Genomic DNA, 18265 nt, shown 5'->3' with positions numbered 1-18265 from the left:
CATAGGATCTCGACTCTACACTTCAGGGTTCGGTATAGCCGGCGCAGTCCGGCAGCGCCTGGTCCGGGTGGAACATGCCCTCGCGGAAGTGGAACAACCGCGTATAGGTGCACGCCGGATCCTGCTCGGTGCGCAGGTCTTTCTTCTTCAGCGGCCCCTTGGCCAGCGAATCCTCGAAGCGCGAAACACCGGCCGGGAACCGGGTCGCCACGGTCTGGTAGCGCAGCACGGGCATGCCCTGCCCTGCTGGATCCAGCGCCAGCTTCGCCGAAAAGCTGTATTCGTCGTGGCAGGCGCCTGCACGCTGCTTGCTGTCCTGCTCGCTGAAACAGGCGCGGATCATCGCATTGCCCAGCCATGGCACGGTCAGCACGTCGTCGTCCACCTGGATGTCGTCCTGCAGGTGGCGCACGCGTGCCAACTGCAGCGTGGACGCATCGGCACCGCCACCGGAGTACATGGTGCTGAACGTGACGATGCCGCCCACCAGCACATTCTGGCGGGTGCGCTGCTGCGGGTCGGTCACTGTTTCATCGCTGCCCACGCCCGGGGCCAGGCGCACGATCCACGGCCACAGCGACAGCTCGCTTTCCTGCGGCACGTCGATGCTGACGTGGTAGGTGTGCGGCTTGCCCTGGCCCGGCCCCTTCTCAAGCACTTCAAGCAGGGTGGGCCGGTCCCCCTCCTCGGCCACCGGCTGCACGCGCACGCACCAGTTGCTGTCCCGCGTGCAGTCATAAAGCCCCGACGGTCCAGTCTCACTCGCGATCAGTACCTGTCCCAGCGGCTCCATCACGTTGCCGGCGGCATCGCGCTGCTGCGGCAGGATCGCGCTCTGGGCCAGCGCCAGCAGCGGGATCGCCAGCAATGCAGTGCACAGGGTGGCGCGAGCGGCAGCGGTGGGCATGGACGGCTCCTGCGGTTGGGCTTCCGATGGTAACCGTTGCCCGGGCGCGTCGAGCCCTGCTCGACTGCTTCTCACCACAAACACCAGCCAAGCGCCGGCTCGGCTCTACATCATCCGCAGTCGCAGCCACCCCACCCCTTGGCCTTCGAGGTCTGGCCGATACCGGGATTGAACGTATTGCTCGGGTCCAGCTGCCTGTAGAAGCCCGCCAGCGCCGGCTTGGCCGGATACAGGTGGCCGACATTGTGCTCGGCCGGATACTCGGCGCCCCGCTGGTCCAGCAATGCCCACATCGCATGCTCGATCGCCATCGGGTCTTCACCTTTGCGGGCGATGTAGTCCTGGTGGAACACGTGGCAGAGGAAGTGCCCGTAATACAGCTTGTGCAGCAGGCGGCCGTCGATATCCGCCGGTAGCTGTTCGAACCAGTCGGCGTCGTCACGTCGCAGCGCGATGTCCAGCGCGACGATGTCCTGCACCTGGTCACGATGCACTTCACGGTAGCGCACTGCGGCACCGGCCACGGCAAAGCGATGCAGGAACGCCTTGCGTCCCTCCTCGGCCGTGCAGTGGAAATAGCCGCCTTCGTGGCCGGCGAAGAACCTGCGCAACCAGGCCTCGGTTTCCGCAGCGTCCTGGGCAGAGACCTTCAGCAACAGGTGATGCTCGTAGCGTTGCCGGAACTCGCCCATGCGCTTTGGCAGGTGCGAGGGCAGCAGGCCGGTCAGCACCTGCATCACCCGGTCGGTCACCCCGCGCAGGCCCAGCCGTTCGAACCAGCCATCGACGCGGCTCTTCAATGCGAACGCCGCGGGCACACGGGAGGTGCCGAGGCGATCAATCAGCAGGAAGCTGTCCTTGCCGTAGCGCTCGCCGATGTCATAGGCATCGCGGTGAATGTACTCGCCCGCGATCGGCAGGCGCTCGAAGCCGGTCAGCAGCTGGCGACGGATCGCGGTGAGGCTGTCGGTGCGATTGCTGCCGATATAGAAGACCTCGGCAGCCTCTTTTTCGAAGGTGTCCAGGCGCACCGCGAACACCGCCAGCTTGCCGGCCGAACCGGCCGCTTCGAAGTGGCGGCTGGGGTCGGCGTTGAAACGCGCCGGCGTATCGGCATCGACCTTGCGCACTTCCTCGGCATAGCGGGGATCGGAGGCCGCGCGGCCGTTGCCATCGCCAACATCCGCCGCGCTGTAGTCGCCCACCTGCAGGCGCTGCAGGATCTGCTCGGGCGTATCACCCAGCGCGATGCCCAGATGGTTGACCAGTTGCAGCTGGCCATCCGCATCGACCTGCGCATACAGCGCCAGCTCGGTATAGGCCGGGCCACGGCGCACCAGCGCGCCGCCGGAGTTGTTGCAGATGCCGCCCAGCACCGACGCACCGATGCAGGACGAGCCGATCACCGAATGTGGTTCGCGGCCGAGCGGTGCCAGCGTCTGCTCCAGCCGGTCCAGCGTGGCGCCGGGCAGGCACAGCACCTGGCGGCCTTCGTTCAACAGCTGGATACCGGTCAGGCGCAGCGTGCTGACCAGCACGATCGGCCGCCCGTAGTCGTTGCCATCCGGGGTCGAGCCACCGGTCAGGCCGGTATTGGCCGCCTGCAGGATGATCGCCGCCCCACCCTGCACCGCTGCCTGCAGCACGCGCCACAGTTCCAGCAGCGTACCCGGGCGCACTACGGCCAGCACCGGGCCGTCGCCGAAACGATAGCCACGGCGGAAGCGGCGCGTGGCCTTGTCGCCGGTCAGTACATGGCGGTTGCCGACCGCGTCGCGCAACTGCGCCAGCACGGCATCGTGGCCACTCACGGCAGGCTGACCAGCGAATCGCGGCCGATGTCGGCGATGCGGCGCGCGCCGGTCAGTGTCATCGCCACGCGCATTTCCTTGGCGATCAGGTCCAGCAGGTTGGCCACGCCGGCCTCGCCTTGGGCGGCCAGCGCATAGACGAAGGCACGGCCCAGCAGCACGGTGTCGGCGCCCAATGCCAGCATGCGCACCACGTCCAGGCCGGTGCGGACGCCCGAATCGGCGAGGATCTTCAGATCACCCTGCACGGCATCGGCAATCGCCCGCAGTGCGCGCGCGGTGGACAGCACGCCGTCCAGCTGGCGGCCACCGTGGTTGGAGACCACGATGCCATCGGCACCGAACTTCACCGCGTCACGCGCATCATCCGGGTCGAGGATGCCCTTGATCACCATCGGGCCCTTCCAGAACTCGCGGATCCATTCCAGGTCCTTCCATGAAATGGACGGATCGAAGTTGCTGCCCAGCCAGCCGATGTAGTCCTCGAGCCCGGTCGGGTTGCCGCGGTAGGTGGAAATGTTGCCCAGATCATGCGGGCGGCCGAACAGGCCCACGTCCCACGCCCAGTGCGGATGGGTGATGGCCTGGCCGATGCGGCGCAGCGAGGCGTTCGGGCCGCTCATGCCGGAGTGTGCATCGCGGTAGCGCGCACCCGGCACCGGCATGTCCACGGTGAACACCAGCGTGGTCACGCCCGCGGCCTGTGCCCGCTCCAGCGCATTGCGCATGAAGCCGCGGTCGCGCAGCACATACAGCTGGAACCACATCGGCCGCTGGATGGCCGGTGCCACTTCCTCGATCGGGCACACCGATACGGTGGACAGGGTGAACGGGATGCCGCGGCTGTCGGCCGCGCGCGCCGCCTGTACCTCACCGCGCCGGGCATACATGCCGGTCAGGCCGACCGGCGCCAGCGCCACCGGCATTGCCAGCTTTTCGCCGAACAGCTCGGTTTCCAGGCTCAGGTCGGACATGTTGCGCAGGATGCGCTGGCGCAGCGCGATGTCGGACAGGTCGGAAACGTTGCGCTTCAGCGTGTGCTCGGCATACGCGCCGCCATCGATGTAGTGGAACAGGAACGGCGGCAGCCGGCGTTGCGCTGCGGCACGGTAATCGGTGGAGGCGGAGATGATCATGGGGTCAACCGTGTGGGGAAGGTAGACGCGAGGCCCGCGCACGCCGGGCTTCGTTGTCATCGAGGGTGCGCAGCGTGGTGTGCACGAACTCGAGGTGGGCATGCGCGGCGGCGCGCGCGCGTTCGGGGTCGCCTGCCAGCACCGCGTCCATCATCTCGCGGTGCTGGTCGGACAGCGGCGAGAAGGTCCTCGCCGAGGTGTAGAGCTTTTCGCGGCTCTGCGAGATGTTGGTCTGCAGCAGCTCGAACAGGCCACGCATCACCTGCAGCAGCACCAGGTTGTGCGAGGCCTCGGCGATGGACAGATGAAAAGCCGCGTCGGCCTCCGCTTCGCCGGTGGGGTCGTCCTTGCCGTGCGCGTCCATCATGGTCTGGAAGGCCTGCGCGATGCGCGTGCGGTCCTCGTCGGTAGCGCGCAATGCGGCATGCCAGGCGGTGGCACCTTCCAGCGCGTGGCGGATCTCCAGCACGTCGAAGCGGTATTCCGGGTCGCCCTGGAACAGCGGCAGGTACGGCGCCAGCGGTTCATCCAGCGCCTGCCGCGCGCGCGCCGCAGGTTCGGCTACATAGGTGCCGCCACCGACGCGTGCGGTCAGCAGGCCCTGGCTGGCCAGCTGCGCGATGGCTTCGCGCAACGCCGTGCGCGAGACCCCCAGCTGCACCGCCAGGGTGCGCTCGGCCGGCAGCCGGTCACCGGGCTGCAGCTGTTGTTCCTGCACCAGGCCGCGCAGCTGTGCGGCCACCTTGTCCGAAATACGTTGCGTGCTCATGGCGCCATTGTGGCCCGAAGCGCGCAGCGGGTGGTCGGCCAAGCGTGCATGGCTCAGGGAATCATCCAGGTCAGCCAGTAGGCCTGGGCCAGGGTGATCAGGCCGACCATCGTGGTGAAGATCAGGCTGTGCTTGACCGTGAAACGGAACAGGTCCGATTCCTTGCCGGCCAGGCCGACCGCTGCGCAGGCAATGGCGATCGACTGCGGCGAGATCATCTTGCCGGTGACACCGCCAGTGGTGTTGGCCGCCACCAGCAGCACGTCGGACACGCCGATCTGCTGCGCGGTGGTTGCCTGCAGGGCCGAGAACAGCGCATTGGACGAGGTATCCGAACCGGTCAGGAACACGCCCAGCCAGCCCAGGAATGGCGAGAAGAACGGGAACGCGTCGCCGGTGTGCGCCAATGCCAGCGCCAGCGTCGCCGACAGGCCCGAATAGTTGGCGATGAAGGCGAAGGCGAGCACCATGCCGATCGAGTAGATCGGCATGCGCAGCTCGCGCACGGTTTCGCCGAAGGTGCGCAGCGCCGAACGGGCCGGCATGCGCAGCGCGATGATCGCGATCACCGCAGCGAGGATGATCGAGGTACCGGTGGCCGAGAACCAGTCGAACTTGTAGACGGCTTCGTAGCTCAACGGTGCATCCACGATCGGCGGCATCTTCTGCACCATCTGGTCCAGGCCCGGCACCGGGATCTTGAGCACCCAGCTTTCCAGCGGGCCACCCGCCGCGAACAGCGACTTGAACGGCTTGATGCTCCACAGCGTGACCATCGCGGTGAGGATCAGGAACGGCGACCACGCCTTGGCGATCTGGCCAACGCTGTAGCGGGGCGCTTCCAGTGCCTGTGCGGCCGCCTCGGCGCTGGTTTCGGTATCGAAGCGGAAGATCCGCACCGGCTTCCAGCGGCGCAGGAACAGGGTCAGGCACACCAGCGACGCCAGCGACGCGGTGATGTCCGGCAGTTCCGGGCCGATGAAATTGGAGGTCAGGTACTGCGCGATGGCGAACGAGCCACCCGCAACCAGCACCGCCGGCCACGTTTCCCTGATGCCGCGCCAGCCATCCATGATCGCCATGATCCAGAACAGCACGATGATGGTCAGGAACGGCAGCTGGCGGCCGGCCATCTGGCCGATCTCGAATGCATCCAGGCCGGTGACCTGCCCGGCCACGATGATCGGAATGCCCATTGCACCGAACGCCACCGGCGCGGTGTTGACGATCAGGCACAGGCCGGCGGCATACAGCGGCTTGAAGCCCAGCCCGACCAGCAACGCTGCGGTGATCGCCACCGGCGCACCGAAACCGGCCGCGCCTTCGAGGAAGGCGCCAAAGGCGAAGCCGACCATCAGCATCTGCAGGCGCTGATCCTCGGTGACCGAGAGGATCGAGGCGCGGATGATGTCGAACTGCCCGGTCTTGACCGAGACCTTGTAGAGGAATACGGCACCGATGATGATCCAGGCGATCGGCCACAGGCCATAGACGAAGCCGAAGCCGGCCGCGCCAAGCGCCTGGCTCAGCGGCATGCCGTAGAACAGCAGGGCCACGCCGAGTGCGATGGCCACGGTGATCGTGCCGGCCAGCCAGCCCTTCATGCGCAGCACGGCCAGGGCAATGAAGAAGAACGCGATCGGCAGCAGCGCGATCAGGCTGGACAACCACAGGTTGCCGGCGGGGTCGTACAGGTGTTGCCAGGGCTGCATGAAGACTCTCGACTGGATGCGGAAGGTGCCCCACCGCAGGCGGTGGGTCGCCGTGACTGTCGAACATTGGTCGTACCAATAAAGATTTCGATCAGACCACTTGCAGCGGATTTAACCGCCACTCCGACGAAGAGCCTATTAGACCATAGCGCTAGATGTCATATTGGTCCGACCATTCAGGCCGCCATGGTAATGCCGGCCACTGGCCGGCAACTCGAGATTCCTTACGAGATCCGTTTCTCCAACCGCCGCATCACCGCCAGCACCAGCACGCACAGCACGCTGACGCCGATCGCAATCACGTATTTACCGATGCCCACGGCGATGCCAATGGCCGCCGCCATGATCAGTGAGCTTGCGGTAGTCAATCCGCTGACCTGGTCTTCACGTGAGCCGCGCAGGATGGTGCCAGCGGCAACGAAGCCAACACAGGCCACCACCGCTTCGATCAGACGGACCGGGTCGACCTGCAGCAGGTCGCGATAGCGCTCCTGCTGGAAATGCTCAGCCACCGAGTCGCCGAGGCCGACAATCAGTGCGGCGGCACCGGCGATCAGCATGTGCGTGCGCAGGCCCGCCGCGTGCTTGCCCATCTCGCGCTCGACGCCGAGCACGCCGCCGAACAACATGGCTGCGGCCACGCGCAGCAGGATCGAGACATCCTGGGTGAGTTCCATGGGAGAGGCTCCGGGATTTTCCCGGAGCGTCGCGCGGCAGCCGTGGCACAACGGTGAAGGCCGCACCACAGCCCGTTCACCCGGCAGCGCCGGGCCCTGCCCGGCATCACCGTCGCCTGCGATTACCGCATCATTGCGCCAGATAGCCACCATCGATGGCGTAGTACGCGCCGGTCGCGAACGAGGCATCGTCGCTGGCCAGCCAGGCCACCAGCGCCGCAACTTCCTCGGCCGTGCCCAGCCGCTTCAATGCATGGCGGCCTTCCAGCGTGGCGCGCACCTTCGGGTCCATCTTCTCCAGCAGCGGTGTGCTGATGAAGCCCGGGCCGACCGCGTTGACACGGATGCCGTCGGCCGCATGTTCCCAGGCGGCGGTCTGGGTCAGCCCAACCACGCCGTGCTTGGCCGCCACGTACGCAGTGGAACCGGCATAGCCCACCTGGCCCAGGATCGAGGCCATGTTGATGATGCTGCCGCCGGTTCCAGCGGCTCGCATCGCCTGGATCTGCGCACGCTGGCACAGGAACACGCTGGTGAGGTTGACGTCGATAACCCGCTGCCAGCCATCGATCGGATAGTCACCGCTGCTGGCAGCCGGCCCGCCGATACCGGCGTTGTTGACCGCCACATGCAGGCCGTCGAGTTCCTTGATCGTGCGCTGTACTGCCGCCTCCACCGCAGCGTCGTCGGTGACGTCCAGCGCGATGCCGATGGCCTGTGCACCCGCATCCCGCAACTGCGCCACGGTGGCATCGACCGCATCCTGCTTCAGATCCCAGACCGAGATCCGCGCGCCGGACGCCGCCAGGGTCTGCGCCACAGCCAGGCCTATACCGGACACGCCGCCGGTCACGATCGCGGTCTTGCCGGTGAGCTGGTAGTCAATCATCTGCGTTCTCCATCAGTGGGGGTATCGAAGTGGCCTGCAACAGCCAACCGCCCCACCCTACGCGTGCGCCCGTGATGGCCTGGCTGACATCGCGTCCATGGCGGATCGTTCCAGCCATGAAACCTCAACTCAAGTTGATGTATGGAATTGCGTACGGATATGCATGCAAAACGCTGGCGTATGTTCGGCGGCATTTTCACTTTGGCCGTAATCGTCAATCGTTTTGACCATATTTAAATCAAAAGCGCGCGAATCGAGGCGACAATGGGAAACGTTTCCATTTTCTCCGACACATTCAATTCAACCTGGTGTTCCCCCCACCCTCCAGAGTGCCCATGCCACTGCTTCCCAGCATGTCTCACGGGTAACGACCGGATCTGCATCTGTGTTGCAGAGTGCGTGGGCGAGGTAATGCCAGCGTCCACCTCCAAAGCACGTGCCGAGCGATGTCCCGATATTTCACTTTTGCTGATTACCGCCGCTTCGGCCACCGCCATGGCTTCGATTACCGCGCCGACCCGGAACACCTGCGCGACGACCAGTGGGCCGGCCATGGCGAGGTCAACGAGCAGTTCCTGCGCGGCGGCATGAGCCTGATCGCCTCCGACGTCCATAATCGCTTTCCTTATGTGGCGACCGCCCATCAGAGTCCCGGCCTGGCCATCCGCGTGATGCTGCAGGGCCAGGTCGATGTGCGCATTCCGCGACGCGCTGGTTTCACCCTGCGCGCTGGCACGGCAATGACCGCGCACCACCGCGAACAGGTCGAGATGACGGGTGCGCATCCCGGCGAAACGCGCATGCGCGGCGTCAGCGTGATGGTGCCCGGCCAGATCGACCCGGACCTGTTCCATCTGCCGCAGCTGGAAACCGCGCTCAACACCCACCTGGAATGCCGCCACTGGGCCATTCCGCATACCCTGCTGCCAGTGCTGGGCCAGCTGTTCGACAGCCCATGGGAGGACGGCATCGACGCCTTGTGGCGGGAAGGCGTCGCACTGCAGCTGCTGGCCGTTGGCCTGAAGGCCGAGGATCTGCAGACCGACCATGTACGAACGCTGCGCGCGGGCCAGCGCGAGCGGCTGGAGCGTGTGCGCGCCTACCTGCACGACGATCCCAGCCATGCCCACAGTCTGATCGAACTGGCCCAGTTGGCCTGCATGAGCCCGAGCTCGCTGCGCCGTCATTTCGCCCAGCAGTACGGCTGCTCGGTATTCGACTACCTGCACGAGCAGCGCATGCGCCACGCCGAACAGGGGCTGCGCGAAGACGGATGGACGGTTGAGCAGGCCGCCGCCGCCAGTGGTTACCGCCACCCCAGCAATTTCGCCGCTGCATTCCGCAAACGTTTCGGCCTGGTACCCAGCCGCTGGCGCACGGGCCCCTCGAAGGTGGGCTGAAGGCTGGTGCCCTGATAGGTGCCGACCTTGGTCGATCGGCATGCCATGGCCCAGCCCTGGCAGGTGTCGACCTTGGTCGACACGCTCCCGTGCCATCGCGGAGGCCGGCCAGCGGCCGGCACCATCAACGCCGCCGGGCATGGCCCGGCGCTACCGACACCGCACATCCCCGGGTAGCGCCGGGCCATGCCCGGCGTCACCCTGGCCGCTTCAATACACCGGCAGATCGATGTAGCTCGCCTGTGCCGCGCTGTGCCAGACCCGCTGCGTGGCCTTCTGGTAATCGCCCGGCTTGGCCAGGTAGATGTTCGGCACGTAGGTCTGCGGGTTGCGGTCGTACAGCGGGAACAGGCTGGACTGCACCTGCACCATCACCCGGTGCCCCTTCTGGAAGGTGTGGTTGGCGTTGGGCAGATCGAAGCGGTACGGCAGCACTTCGTTGGCCGCCAGCGGCTTCGGATCACTGAAGCTCTCGCGGTAGCGGCCACGGAAGATCGCCAGCGACACCGGCAACTCATAGCCCCCCATCTCCGGCGTGGACGCTTCCTGGTCCGGATACACATCGATCAACTTCACCACCCAGTCGCTGTCGGTGCCACTGGTCGAGGCCTGCAGATGCACCACCGGTGCGCCGCCGATGCGCAGCGGCGCGGCCAGCGGTTCGGTGATGAAGGTCAGCACGTCCGGGCGACCATCGACGAAGCGCTGGTCCTTGACCAGCCAGGTGGTCCACATGTCGCGGTCACCGAAACGTACCGGGCGCGGCACGAACGGCACTGGCTTGGCCGGATCGGACACATACTCCTCGAAGTCGCCCTCGCCCGCCGCCGGCGCCTGGAACGCCAGCTTGCCGCCGGCGCGCAGGAACAGCGGCTTGCTGCTGGCGGCACAGCCCTTGTCGCAGCTGCGCGGCCAACCCTTCAGGCGATCCCAGTGGTTCTCACCGGTGTTGTAGATCAGCACCGGCGGCGTGTCCGCCTTCGGCGCACCGTCCACCAGGTACTGGTCGAAGAACGGCTTGAGTACATCACGGCGGAACTGCAGCGCGGTATCGCCATCGAACTTCAGCGCGCCCAGTTCGCTGCCGCTGTAGTTCACCTGGCTGTGCCGCCACGGCCCCATCACCAGGTAATTGCGGTTGTTGCCGCTGTCGCGCCCTTCCATTGCCTGGTAGGCATGGTTGGCACCCCACATGTCCTCCTGGTCCCACAGGCCCTGCAGCCACATGGTCGGCACCTTCAGCGGTGTTTTCGCCATCACCGCATCCAGCGCCTGGCCCTGCCAGAACCCGTCATAGGCAGGATGCTCAACCAGCTTCTTCCACCAGGTCAGCTGGTCCACACCGGTGAAGCGCGCGTAGTCGCCGGCCGAACCGATGCGCAGGAAGGTGCTGTAGTCGTCGTAGCCGAGGCTGGGCAGCGGCGTGCCCTTGCCGCGCTTCTCGGTCTGCATCGCGAAATAGTTGAAGTTGACCTGGCGGAACGCACCGTAGTTGAGCCAGTCGTCGCCCATCCAGCCATCGACCATCGGGCTCTGCGGCGCAGCCACCTTCAGTGCCGGATGCGGGTCGGTCAGCGCCATCACCACGGTGAAGCCCTCGTACGACGAGCCGAGCATGCCGACCTTGCCATTGCTCTCCGGTACGTTCTTCACCAGCCAGTCGATGGTGTCCCAGGCATCGGTGGAGTGGTCCACCTTGGTGTTGTTCAACGGCCCGCGCAGCGGCCGGGTCATCACGTAATCACCTTCGGAGCCGTACTTGCCGCGGATGTCCTGGAACACGCGGATGTAACCGCCGTCGACGAACACCTCGTCGCCCTGCGGCAGCAGGTCGCGCATGCGTGGCGAATCACTGCGGCTGGCGCGGCCAGCGGCATCGTAAGGTGTGCGGGTCAGCAGGATCGGCGCGTTGCGGGCGCCCTTGGGCACCACGATCACCGTATACAGCTTGGTGCCGTCACGCATCGGCACCATCACCACGCGCTTGTCGTAGTCGCGACCGACATCAGGGGCAACGAAGGGCTTGTCGCTGATGTCCGGGGTCATCGGCGGGGTATCGGCGGCCAGCACGGTGCTGGACAGGCAAAGGGCAATGGCTACAGCGACGGCACGCACACGCATGGACAACCCCTCCCGGCAGGAAAGCCTCAAGCCTACTCCTGCCCCGAGCCGTGAAGTGTGTGCGGGCTTTGCATTCTGCGGTGGATGCAGGCAGGACTGATGGCACATGTGCTGCCCGACGGGCACGCATCCATCTGGCCGTTGTAGAGCCGAGCCCACGCTCGGCTGGGGCCACCGCAACCTCCCCGAAGAGCAGCCGAGCCTGGGCTCGGCTCTACAACATCAGGCTGCCGTTACTTCATGCAACGCCAGCCAACGCCAACGGCCGTCTTCCTGCCGCAGCACGGCCAGTGCTTCACGCCAGGCCATCCCACCTTCAGCAACGCCCTGCCCTTCACGGTAGCGCAGCATCGCCAACGGTGCCGGCACCGCAATGAACTGCAGGGCATCGATTTCGATACGCAAGCCCGGGCGGGCACCATGGCCGCCAGCGAACATGCCGGCCAGGGCTTCGCGGTCCAGGCGCTGCCCGGCAATACCGACCATGCTGAAGTCGGTGCAGAAATGATCCATCAGCGCATCCAGCGTACTGGCGGCTGCTTCCGCACGGAACCAGGCCTGCAGCTTGGCGATCAGATCATGGAACTCGTTCTCTGCGGTCATCGTCATTGCATTGTCTCGGGTTGGGAAAGAGGGATCGATTGCGGCCGACGCAGCAATACCATCGGCAGCAGAGTCAGTAGGGCGGCCAGCCCCAGCGCCACGCGCGTGGCGTTTGCCGGCAGCCATTGCATGGCCAATGCCAGCAGCAGCGCAATGGCGGCGGTACCGAGGCAGAAGCTGAGCTGACGGTTGAGGTTCCAGAGGGCACTGGCATCGCCCAGCGCTTCACCCTCCACGCCATGGAAGGCCAGCGTCTGCGCCGTGCTGCTGCACAGGCTGCCGCCCGCCCCCATCAGCGCGAACAACAGCGCGGCCAACGCGAAGGCCGGCTGCGGCAGCAGCGCCATCAACAGCAGGCCGCTGGCCTGCAGCAGCATGCCCGTACGCAGTACCGCGGCCGGGCCGAAGCGAGCCAGCAGGCGCTTGCTGGCCGTGATCGCAGTGGCCGAGGCCAGCGCCCACGGCAGCATCAGCGCGCCGATGCGTGCCGCGCTGTAACCGGCCTGGTGGAGCTGCAGGGTACTGACCAGCTGGCTGCCGATGAATACACCGGGTACGGCCAGATAGATCAGCATCGCCAGCCGCAGCCCACGATGCGACAACAACGACCAGCGCAGGAGGGGCTGCGCCTGCCGACGCGCATGCCGCAGGTGGGCCACCGCCAGCAGCAGTGCGACCAGCAACAACACGGCACCTGCGCCGCGGTGTCCGGACTCACCCAGCCAGGTCAGCGCCAGCAGCAGCGCGCCCAGCGCCAGCATCGCGGTGGACAGCGCATAGGCCTGCAGCCGCGGCGCACTGCGCACGCCATCGGCCGGCATCCATGCCAGCACAAGCGCGATCGCCACCACCGCCAAGGGCAGGCTGGCCCAGAGCACGCCGCGCCAGGCCAACCACTGCACCAACAACCCGCCCAACGCGGGCGCCAGTGCCGGTACCAGCAACGCCACCAGCAGGATGCGCCGGGTCAGTGCACCTCGCTGATCCGCCGTGCATTGCCGGTACGCCGCGGCCTGCGCGACCGGAATCAGCAGGCCACCGGCCAGCCCCTGCAGCAGGCGCCAGCCGAGCAGCCAGCCGATACCCGGCGCTGCGCCAGCCAGCACAGCGGCAACCGCGAACAACAGCAACGCCACCAGCAGCAAGCGACGCTCGCCGCAGCGCGCAGCCAGCCAGGGCGCCAACGGAATCACCACGCTCAGGCCCAGCATGTAGGCGGTGCCGACCCAGGCCAGGGTGTTGATATCAGCGTGCAGTTCCGCCACCAAGGCCGGATAGGCCACCGTGGCGATGAACATGTTGACCAGATCCAGGGCGAACACCAGCAGGAAGATCGCCTCATGGCGCAGGCGGGGGGACGGCATCGGCGGCGCTCCAGCAGGGAAGCGGCCAGCATGCCGTGCGGGCCTTGTTGGAAAAACACGACAGCAACTGCAACACTGTCAAATCCACTTTGACAATGAATTGCCATGGTCAGCCTCGATCGCTTCGATATCTTCCGCGCCGTGGTCGAGGCCGGCAGCCTGACCGCAGCAGCCGATCGGCTCGGCCTCAGCCGCGCGGTGGTCAGCTTCAACCTGAAGCGGCTGGAGCAGGAGCTAGGCGTGACCCTGCTGTTGCGCAGTACCCGCCACCTGGCCCTGACCGAGGCCGGCGAACAGTTCCTGCAGCACTGCGTGCAGGCGTTGGACGCCGCACAGGCAGCGATCGATGCCGCGCGCCGCGACCAGCACCAGCTTCAGGGCGTGCTGCGCCTGACCACCACGCCGGAGTACGCCCAGCTACGCTTGATTCCTGCGCTGGAGGCGTTCCGTGCGCGGCACCCGGCCCTGCAGCTGCACCTGTCCACGTCTCCCGCGCCGGCGGACCTGATTCCCGAACGCTTCGATCTGGCGATCCGCCTCGGCCGTCTGCCGGATTCGGGCCTGCACGCCAGCGAATTGGAACGCCACCCACTGTGCCCCGTGGCGGCTCCGTCCCTGCTGGCACGCCTGCCCTCTGCCGATGCTGCCGACGACCCCGTGCAGCTGGGCACCCTGCCCCGCCTCGGCTACCCGCGCCTGGCCGACGTGCCGGTGGTGGCGCCGGATGGCAGCGACGCCCTGTTTGCCACCAGCCCGGGCAATGCGGTGGTGCGCGTAGATGGTGCCAGCAGCCTGCGTGCCTTCGCCGTGGCCGGCGCCGGGGTCACCGTGCTGCCACGCTGGCTGATCGAGGACGACCTGGCCCAGGACCGGCTGCGCCCGGTGCTGCGCCAGCACCGCTTCCCGCAGCAGAGCGTGTACGCGGTCTACCCGCACAGCACGCAGCCCTCACCGAAGGTGCGGCAGCTGATCGATTTCCTGCGCGGGTGGTTTGGCAGCGCGCCTGTGTAGAGCCGAGCCCATGCTCGGCTGCGTGTCGGCTCGGCCTTGGCCGTTCATCAGCCGAGCGTGGGCTCGACTCTACAGAAACACCTCAAACAAACACGGCCCCTTCCGGGGCCGTGTCTTCAAGGCATCAGCGCAGCACCTGCTCCACCAGCTGCACGTCCACCGTCTGCAGCGGCTCGGCGGCATTGCGCGACAGCTGGACCTGGTAGGTGCCACCGTCGATCTTCCACTGGCGCGCCTGTGCATCGTAGTGGGCCAGGGTCTTCGGCTCGGCTTCGATGCGGATGCGGCGCTGTTCGCCCGGCTGCAGGGTCACCTTGTCATAGCCGATCAGGCGGATCGGCGTGGTGCTGCCGGCCGGCAGCTTCAGGTACAGCTGGGCCACGTCGGCACCGGCGCGCTTGCCGGTGTTGCGAATGTCCACGCTGGCGACCAGGCGCGAGCCTTCCACACTCACCTTGACGTTTTCATAGGCGAACGAGGTGTAGGACAGGCCATGACCGAACGCGAAGGTGGGCTTCAGGCCCTTGGCCGCCATCCACTTGTAACCGACGTTGGCACCTTCGATATCGAAATCGAACACATCACCGAACGGCTTGGCCGGCTTGAAGCCGAGGCCGTCGATGTGCGGGCGCGGCAGCTGCGATTCGTCCACCACCCAGGTCACCGGCAGGCGGCCGGACGGATTGACCTGGCCGGTCAACAGCGCGGCAATGCCTTCGCCACCGCGGATGCCCGGGTACCAGGCCTGCAGCATCGCCGGCACCTGCGCCAGCCATGGCGTGCGCACCGGCCCATTGGTTTCCAGCACCAGCACCGTCTTCGGGTTGGCCTTGGCCACCGCCGAGATCAGCGCGTCCTGGTTGTCCGGCAACTGCATGTCCGGCAGATCCACCGATTCGGCGGCCCACTGGGTGGCGAACACGATGGCGACGTCGGCCTGCGCGGCAGCCCTGGCCGCGGCGGCGGCGTTGGTGCCGTCCACGTACTCGATGGTCGCGTCCGGACGCGCTGCGCGCAGCGATTCCAGCGGCGAGGACGGGTGGAAGATCACCGGGCCCGGCCAGGTGGTCGGCAGCACGCCCGGCACTGCATTGGTGCCCTTGGCGGTCACGCCCACCATCGACGAACCGCCGCCACCAATCACGCCCTTGTCGGCGTGGCCACCGATGATGACGATGCGCTTCACCGTGTCGGCCAGCGGCAGCAGGTTGCCTTCATTGCGCAGCAGCACGCTGCCCTCTTCCACCGTGCGCTGGGCGACGGCGAAGCCGGCCTCGGCATCGACCTTCTGGTGCTGCGGCGGGTTGTCGAAGTTGCCATGCAGGAACATCGTGCGCAGGATGCGCGCGACCATGTCATTCAGGCGCGCCTGCGGCACCACGCCGCCATGCACGGCCAAGCGCAGCGGCTCATCGAAGAACACCGCCGCGTCGAACACTTCGCCGGCCGACTGCTGGTCCAGGCCGGCCAGCGCCGCCTTCGAACCGCTGTGCACGCCACCCCAGTCGGACATCACGAAACCGGGGAACTTCCATTCCTGCTTCAGCACCTGGTTCATCAGGTAGCCGTTCTCGCAGCCGTAGGTGCCGTTGATCTTGTTGTACGAGCACATCGCCACGCCCGGGCGGCCGGCTTCCAGCGCGATCTCGAAGGCCAGGAGGTCCGACTCGTGCATGGCCTGTTCGCCAATGCGCACGTCGTGGAAGTTGCGGCGGGTCTCCATGTCGTTCAGCGCGAAGTGCTTCATCGAGGAGATCACATGCTGGCTCTGCACGCCCTGGATCAGCGCGCCGACCATCGAACCGGCCAGCAGCGGATCTTCACCGGCATATTCGAAGTTGCGGCCATTGCGCGGATCACGTTGCAGGTTGACGCTGCCCGACAGCAGGATGTTGAAGCGCTGCTGCCATGCCTCGCGGCCCATGGTCGCGCCACCCGCGAAGGCGACCTGCCGGTTCCAGCTCGATGCGGTGGATGGGCCCGATGGCATCGCCGTGGCGAAATCACCCGGGCGGATGCCGCCCGGATTGGTCACGCCGACGCCGGCATCGGCCGACTGCTGCGACGGAATGCCCAGCCGCGCCACGCCCGGCACGTAACCGGCCGAACCGACCGCGCCTTCCGGCAGCGGGCCACCGTCCTTGCCCAGCCCGAAGTAGCTGTGCAGCATCTGGAACTTCTCGTCCTCGGTCATCGCCTTCAGCAGCAGCGCAGCGCGCGCATCGGCGTTGAGGGTGGTGTCCATCCACGGCCTGTCGCCATGTTTGTCGGCGGCATAGGCCAGGGTCAGCAGGGTGGCGCGCAGGGTGTTGCCTTCCAGCTTGAACGGCGCACTGCTGGCGGCCTGGAAACCATCGCTGAAATAGCTGGCATCGGCTTCCAGGGCGACACGCGCCGGATCGAAGCCGGCGGCCTTGGCCGATTCACCGGCCACCGCACCGAGCAGCACCGCCGGTGCACCCAGCCGCGAACGGGTGACCAGCGCTGGCAGCCGGGCGGCACCTGCACCGGCATCGGTATAGACCGCCACCGTGTGGCGGCCATCGTCCAGGCGCAGGTAGCTCAGGCCCGGCTGGTCCGGGCCGGATTCAGCGGCGATCGGCAGCCGGGTCAGCACGGCCTGGCCGCGCTGGATCTGGCCATCGTCCCTGCCGGCGGCGATGAAGCGGTACTCGTAGCCCAGGCCATCGGCCAGCACCTGCAGCGGATCGACCTGGCCAATGCCGCGCTGCACCTGGCGCACGCTCACCGCGTCCACCTGCAGGGTCTTCAGCTGGGCGGCCAAGGCCGGCATCGTCTCGGCGGTCGGGGCCTGTTCCAGGGTCAGCACAGTGAACGCGGCGGGGTCGGCCCAGGCCGGGGCGGCCAGTGCGACAGACAGGGCCAGGGACAGTGCAAGCGGCTTTGTAAACGTTTTCATCGGCAGGCGTAATTCCGTTGCCAAGGCAATCGGTCCAGGGAAAGTGCCGCCGAAGGGTGCAGCGTTCATGCCGCGCAGGAATTGCCAGGCAACCTCCCGCAGGCCGAAGGACGGGCCGGTCTGCGCCTGGGACCCTCCTCCCGGCGTGACAACCTGCCTGTCCGGGCCGCGCAGGGCGACCCAATCCTGTGAAGATTGTGCGAGGGCGTTCACACCTGTCAACAGGACCTAAGTCACAGAGGCAACCCGGCCAGCGGTTATCAGGCCATCACCGGCGGTCATCAGCAGGCCGCGTGGGGCTGCCGATAATGAGGTGTCACCGGCCCTGGCCCCCGCCCATGAACATACACCGCGACTTCGATCATCTCTGGCGTGACCGCTGTGATACCTCCACCCAGCGCAGCCCACGCGTGCTGATCCGGGTATTCGTTGCCCCTGGCGAACTGGAGCGCAGCGTGGCGTTCTACGAGCAGTTGCAGGGTGTGGTGGCCGATGCGGGCTTCCCGTTTCCCGATGCCGGCCTACGCCTGGCGATGGTCGGTGCATTCCTGCTGATCGAAGGTTGCGATGAGGCGCTGGCGCCATTCACTTCGACCACGGGGACGCTGCTGGTCGATGACGTTCGGCCCTATCACGACAAACTGGTCGCGGCCGGTGCCGAGATCATCTTCCCGCTGCAGGTGGTGCCGACCGGGGCGGCGTTCAATGCGGTGCATCCCGATGGCACGGTGGTCGAGTACGTGCATCACCGGCCGGATCCGCACGGGCGGTGAGAGTGCGCCCGGCACCCGCAGAGGCAACGGCCAATGCAACAGCAGAAGCAAAAGCTGGGTTCCTGTGGGGTGGCGGGGTGGGTCCGGTTGCGGGGGGGGGCGGCAGTACGTCCACTGTAGCCTCGGGGTGGCCATCCATGGGGGCCCCCCCCCCCCCACCCGGACCCCCCCC

The 18265-nt window shown here is 66.8% G+C and carries 14 protein-coding genes; 3 read left to right on the top strand and 11 right to left on the bottom strand.

Annotated elements, in window-relative coordinates; translation table 11 throughout:
* Positions 1-22: 22 nt before the first annotated feature.
* The 7 genes from ARC63_RS02365 to ARC63_RS02335 form a co-directional block, all read right to left on the bottom strand.
* On the bottom strand, positions 23-907 hold the full coding sequence (locus tag ARC63_RS02365) for a hypothetical protein (RefSeq protein ID WP_057502427.1): 885 nt from the start codon (positions 905-907) through the stop codon (positions 23-25).
* A 110-nt stretch (positions 908-1017) separates the two neighbouring features.
* The gene (gene dld / locus ARC63_RS02360) at positions 1018-2718 is read right to left on the bottom strand and encodes a D-lactate dehydrogenase (RefSeq protein WP_057502426.1); all 1701 of its coding nucleotides are present in this window, start codon (positions 2716-2718) and stop codon (positions 1018-1020) included.
* Complete coding sequence (gene lldD / locus ARC63_RS02355; RefSeq protein WP_057502425.1) at positions 2715-3854, bottom strand: FMN-dependent L-lactate dehydrogenase LldD; 1140 nt, start codon at positions 3852-3854, stop codon at positions 2715-2717. The genes dld and lldD overlap by 4 nt, the downstream gene beginning before the upstream one ends.
* A gap of 4 nt (positions 3855-3858) precedes the next feature.
* Positions 3859-4623, bottom strand: coding sequence for a transcriptional regulator LldR (lldR, locus tag ARC63_RS02350; protein ID WP_049482024.1), 765 nt, complete (start codon positions 4621-4623; stop codon positions 3859-3861).
* A 53-nt stretch (positions 4624-4676) separates the two neighbouring features.
* Complete coding sequence (gene lldP, locus ARC63_RS02345; RefSeq protein ID WP_057502424.1) at positions 4677-6335, bottom strand: L-lactate permease; 1659 nt, start codon at positions 6333-6335, stop codon at positions 4677-4679.
* Between the two features lie 224 nt (positions 6336-6559).
* On the bottom strand, positions 6560-7012 hold the full coding sequence (locus ARC63_RS02340; protein WP_005410036.1) for an MgtC/SapB family protein: 453 nt from the start codon (positions 7010-7012) through the stop codon (positions 6560-6562).
* 130 nt (positions 7013-7142) lie between these two features.
* On the bottom strand, positions 7143-7901 hold the full coding sequence (locus ARC63_RS02335) for an SDR family NAD(P)-dependent oxidoreductase (RefSeq protein WP_049452746.1): 759 nt from the start codon (positions 7899-7901) through the stop codon (positions 7143-7145).
* A gap of 446 nt (positions 7902-8347) precedes the next feature.
* Between ARC63_RS02335 and ARC63_RS02330 the strand changes: the two genes are divergently transcribed.
* Positions 8348-9301 carry a helix-turn-helix transcriptional regulator gene (locus tag ARC63_RS02330; RefSeq protein WP_010485049.1) on the top strand — a complete coding sequence of 318 codons (954 nt, stop codon included), beginning with the start codon at positions 8348-8350 and terminating at the stop codon, positions 9299-9301.
* A gap of 210 nt (positions 9302-9511) precedes the next feature.
* Here the strand turns inward: ARC63_RS02330 and ARC63_RS02325 are convergent, their stop codons facing one another.
* The 3 genes from ARC63_RS02325 to ARC63_RS02315 all read right to left on the bottom strand — a co-directional run bounded on the left by ARC63_RS02325 (position 9512) and on the right by ARC63_RS02315 (position 13389).
* On the bottom strand, positions 9512-11422 hold the full coding sequence (locus ARC63_RS02325) for a CocE/NonD family hydrolase (RefSeq protein WP_057502423.1): 1911 nt from the start codon (positions 11420-11422) through the stop codon (positions 9512-9514).
* Between the two features lie 222 nt (positions 11423-11644).
* Complete coding sequence (locus ARC63_RS02320; RefSeq protein ID WP_019338312.1) at positions 11645-12031, bottom strand: DUF4440 domain-containing protein; 387 nt, start codon at positions 12029-12031, stop codon at positions 11645-11647.
* A complete protein-coding gene (locus tag ARC63_RS02315; RefSeq protein ID WP_057502422.1) occupies positions 12028-13389 on the bottom strand; it encodes an MFS transporter in 1362 nt (453 codons plus the stop codon). The genes ARC63_RS02320 and ARC63_RS02315 overlap by 4 nt, the downstream gene beginning before the upstream one ends.
* A gap of 105 nt (positions 13390-13494) precedes the next feature.
* On the opposite strand from ARC63_RS02315, the gene ARC63_RS02310 reads away from it, so the two are divergent.
* On the top strand, positions 13495-14400 hold the full coding sequence (locus ARC63_RS02310) for a LysR family transcriptional regulator (RefSeq protein WP_057502421.1): 906 nt from the start codon (positions 13495-13497) through the stop codon (positions 14398-14400).
* Positions 14401-14524: 124 nt separating this feature from the next.
* Here the strand turns inward: ARC63_RS02310 and ARC63_RS02305 are convergent, their stop codons facing one another.
* Positions 14525-17320: a beta-glucosidase family protein gene (locus ARC63_RS02305; protein ID WP_082587798.1), complete on the bottom strand. Its 2796-nt coding sequence runs from the start codon at positions 17318-17320 to the stop codon at positions 14525-14527.
* A 338-nt stretch (positions 17321-17658) separates the two neighbouring features.
* On the opposite strand from ARC63_RS02305, the gene ARC63_RS02300 reads away from it, so the two are divergent.
* Complete coding sequence (locus ARC63_RS02300) at positions 17659-18093, top strand: VOC family protein (protein WP_010485036.1); 435 nt, start codon at positions 17659-17661, stop codon at positions 18091-18093.
* The last annotated feature ends 172 nt before the right edge of the window (positions 18094-18265 follow it).

Source organism: Stenotrophomonas geniculata ATCC 19374 = JCM 13324, assembly GCF_001431625.1.
GTDB classification, from domain to species: domain Bacteria; phylum Pseudomonadota; class Gammaproteobacteria; order Xanthomonadales; family Xanthomonadaceae; genus Stenotrophomonas; species Stenotrophomonas geniculata.
Note: the sequence above shows the minus strand (reverse complement) of the source record. Positions and strands in the feature narration are given on the sequence as shown.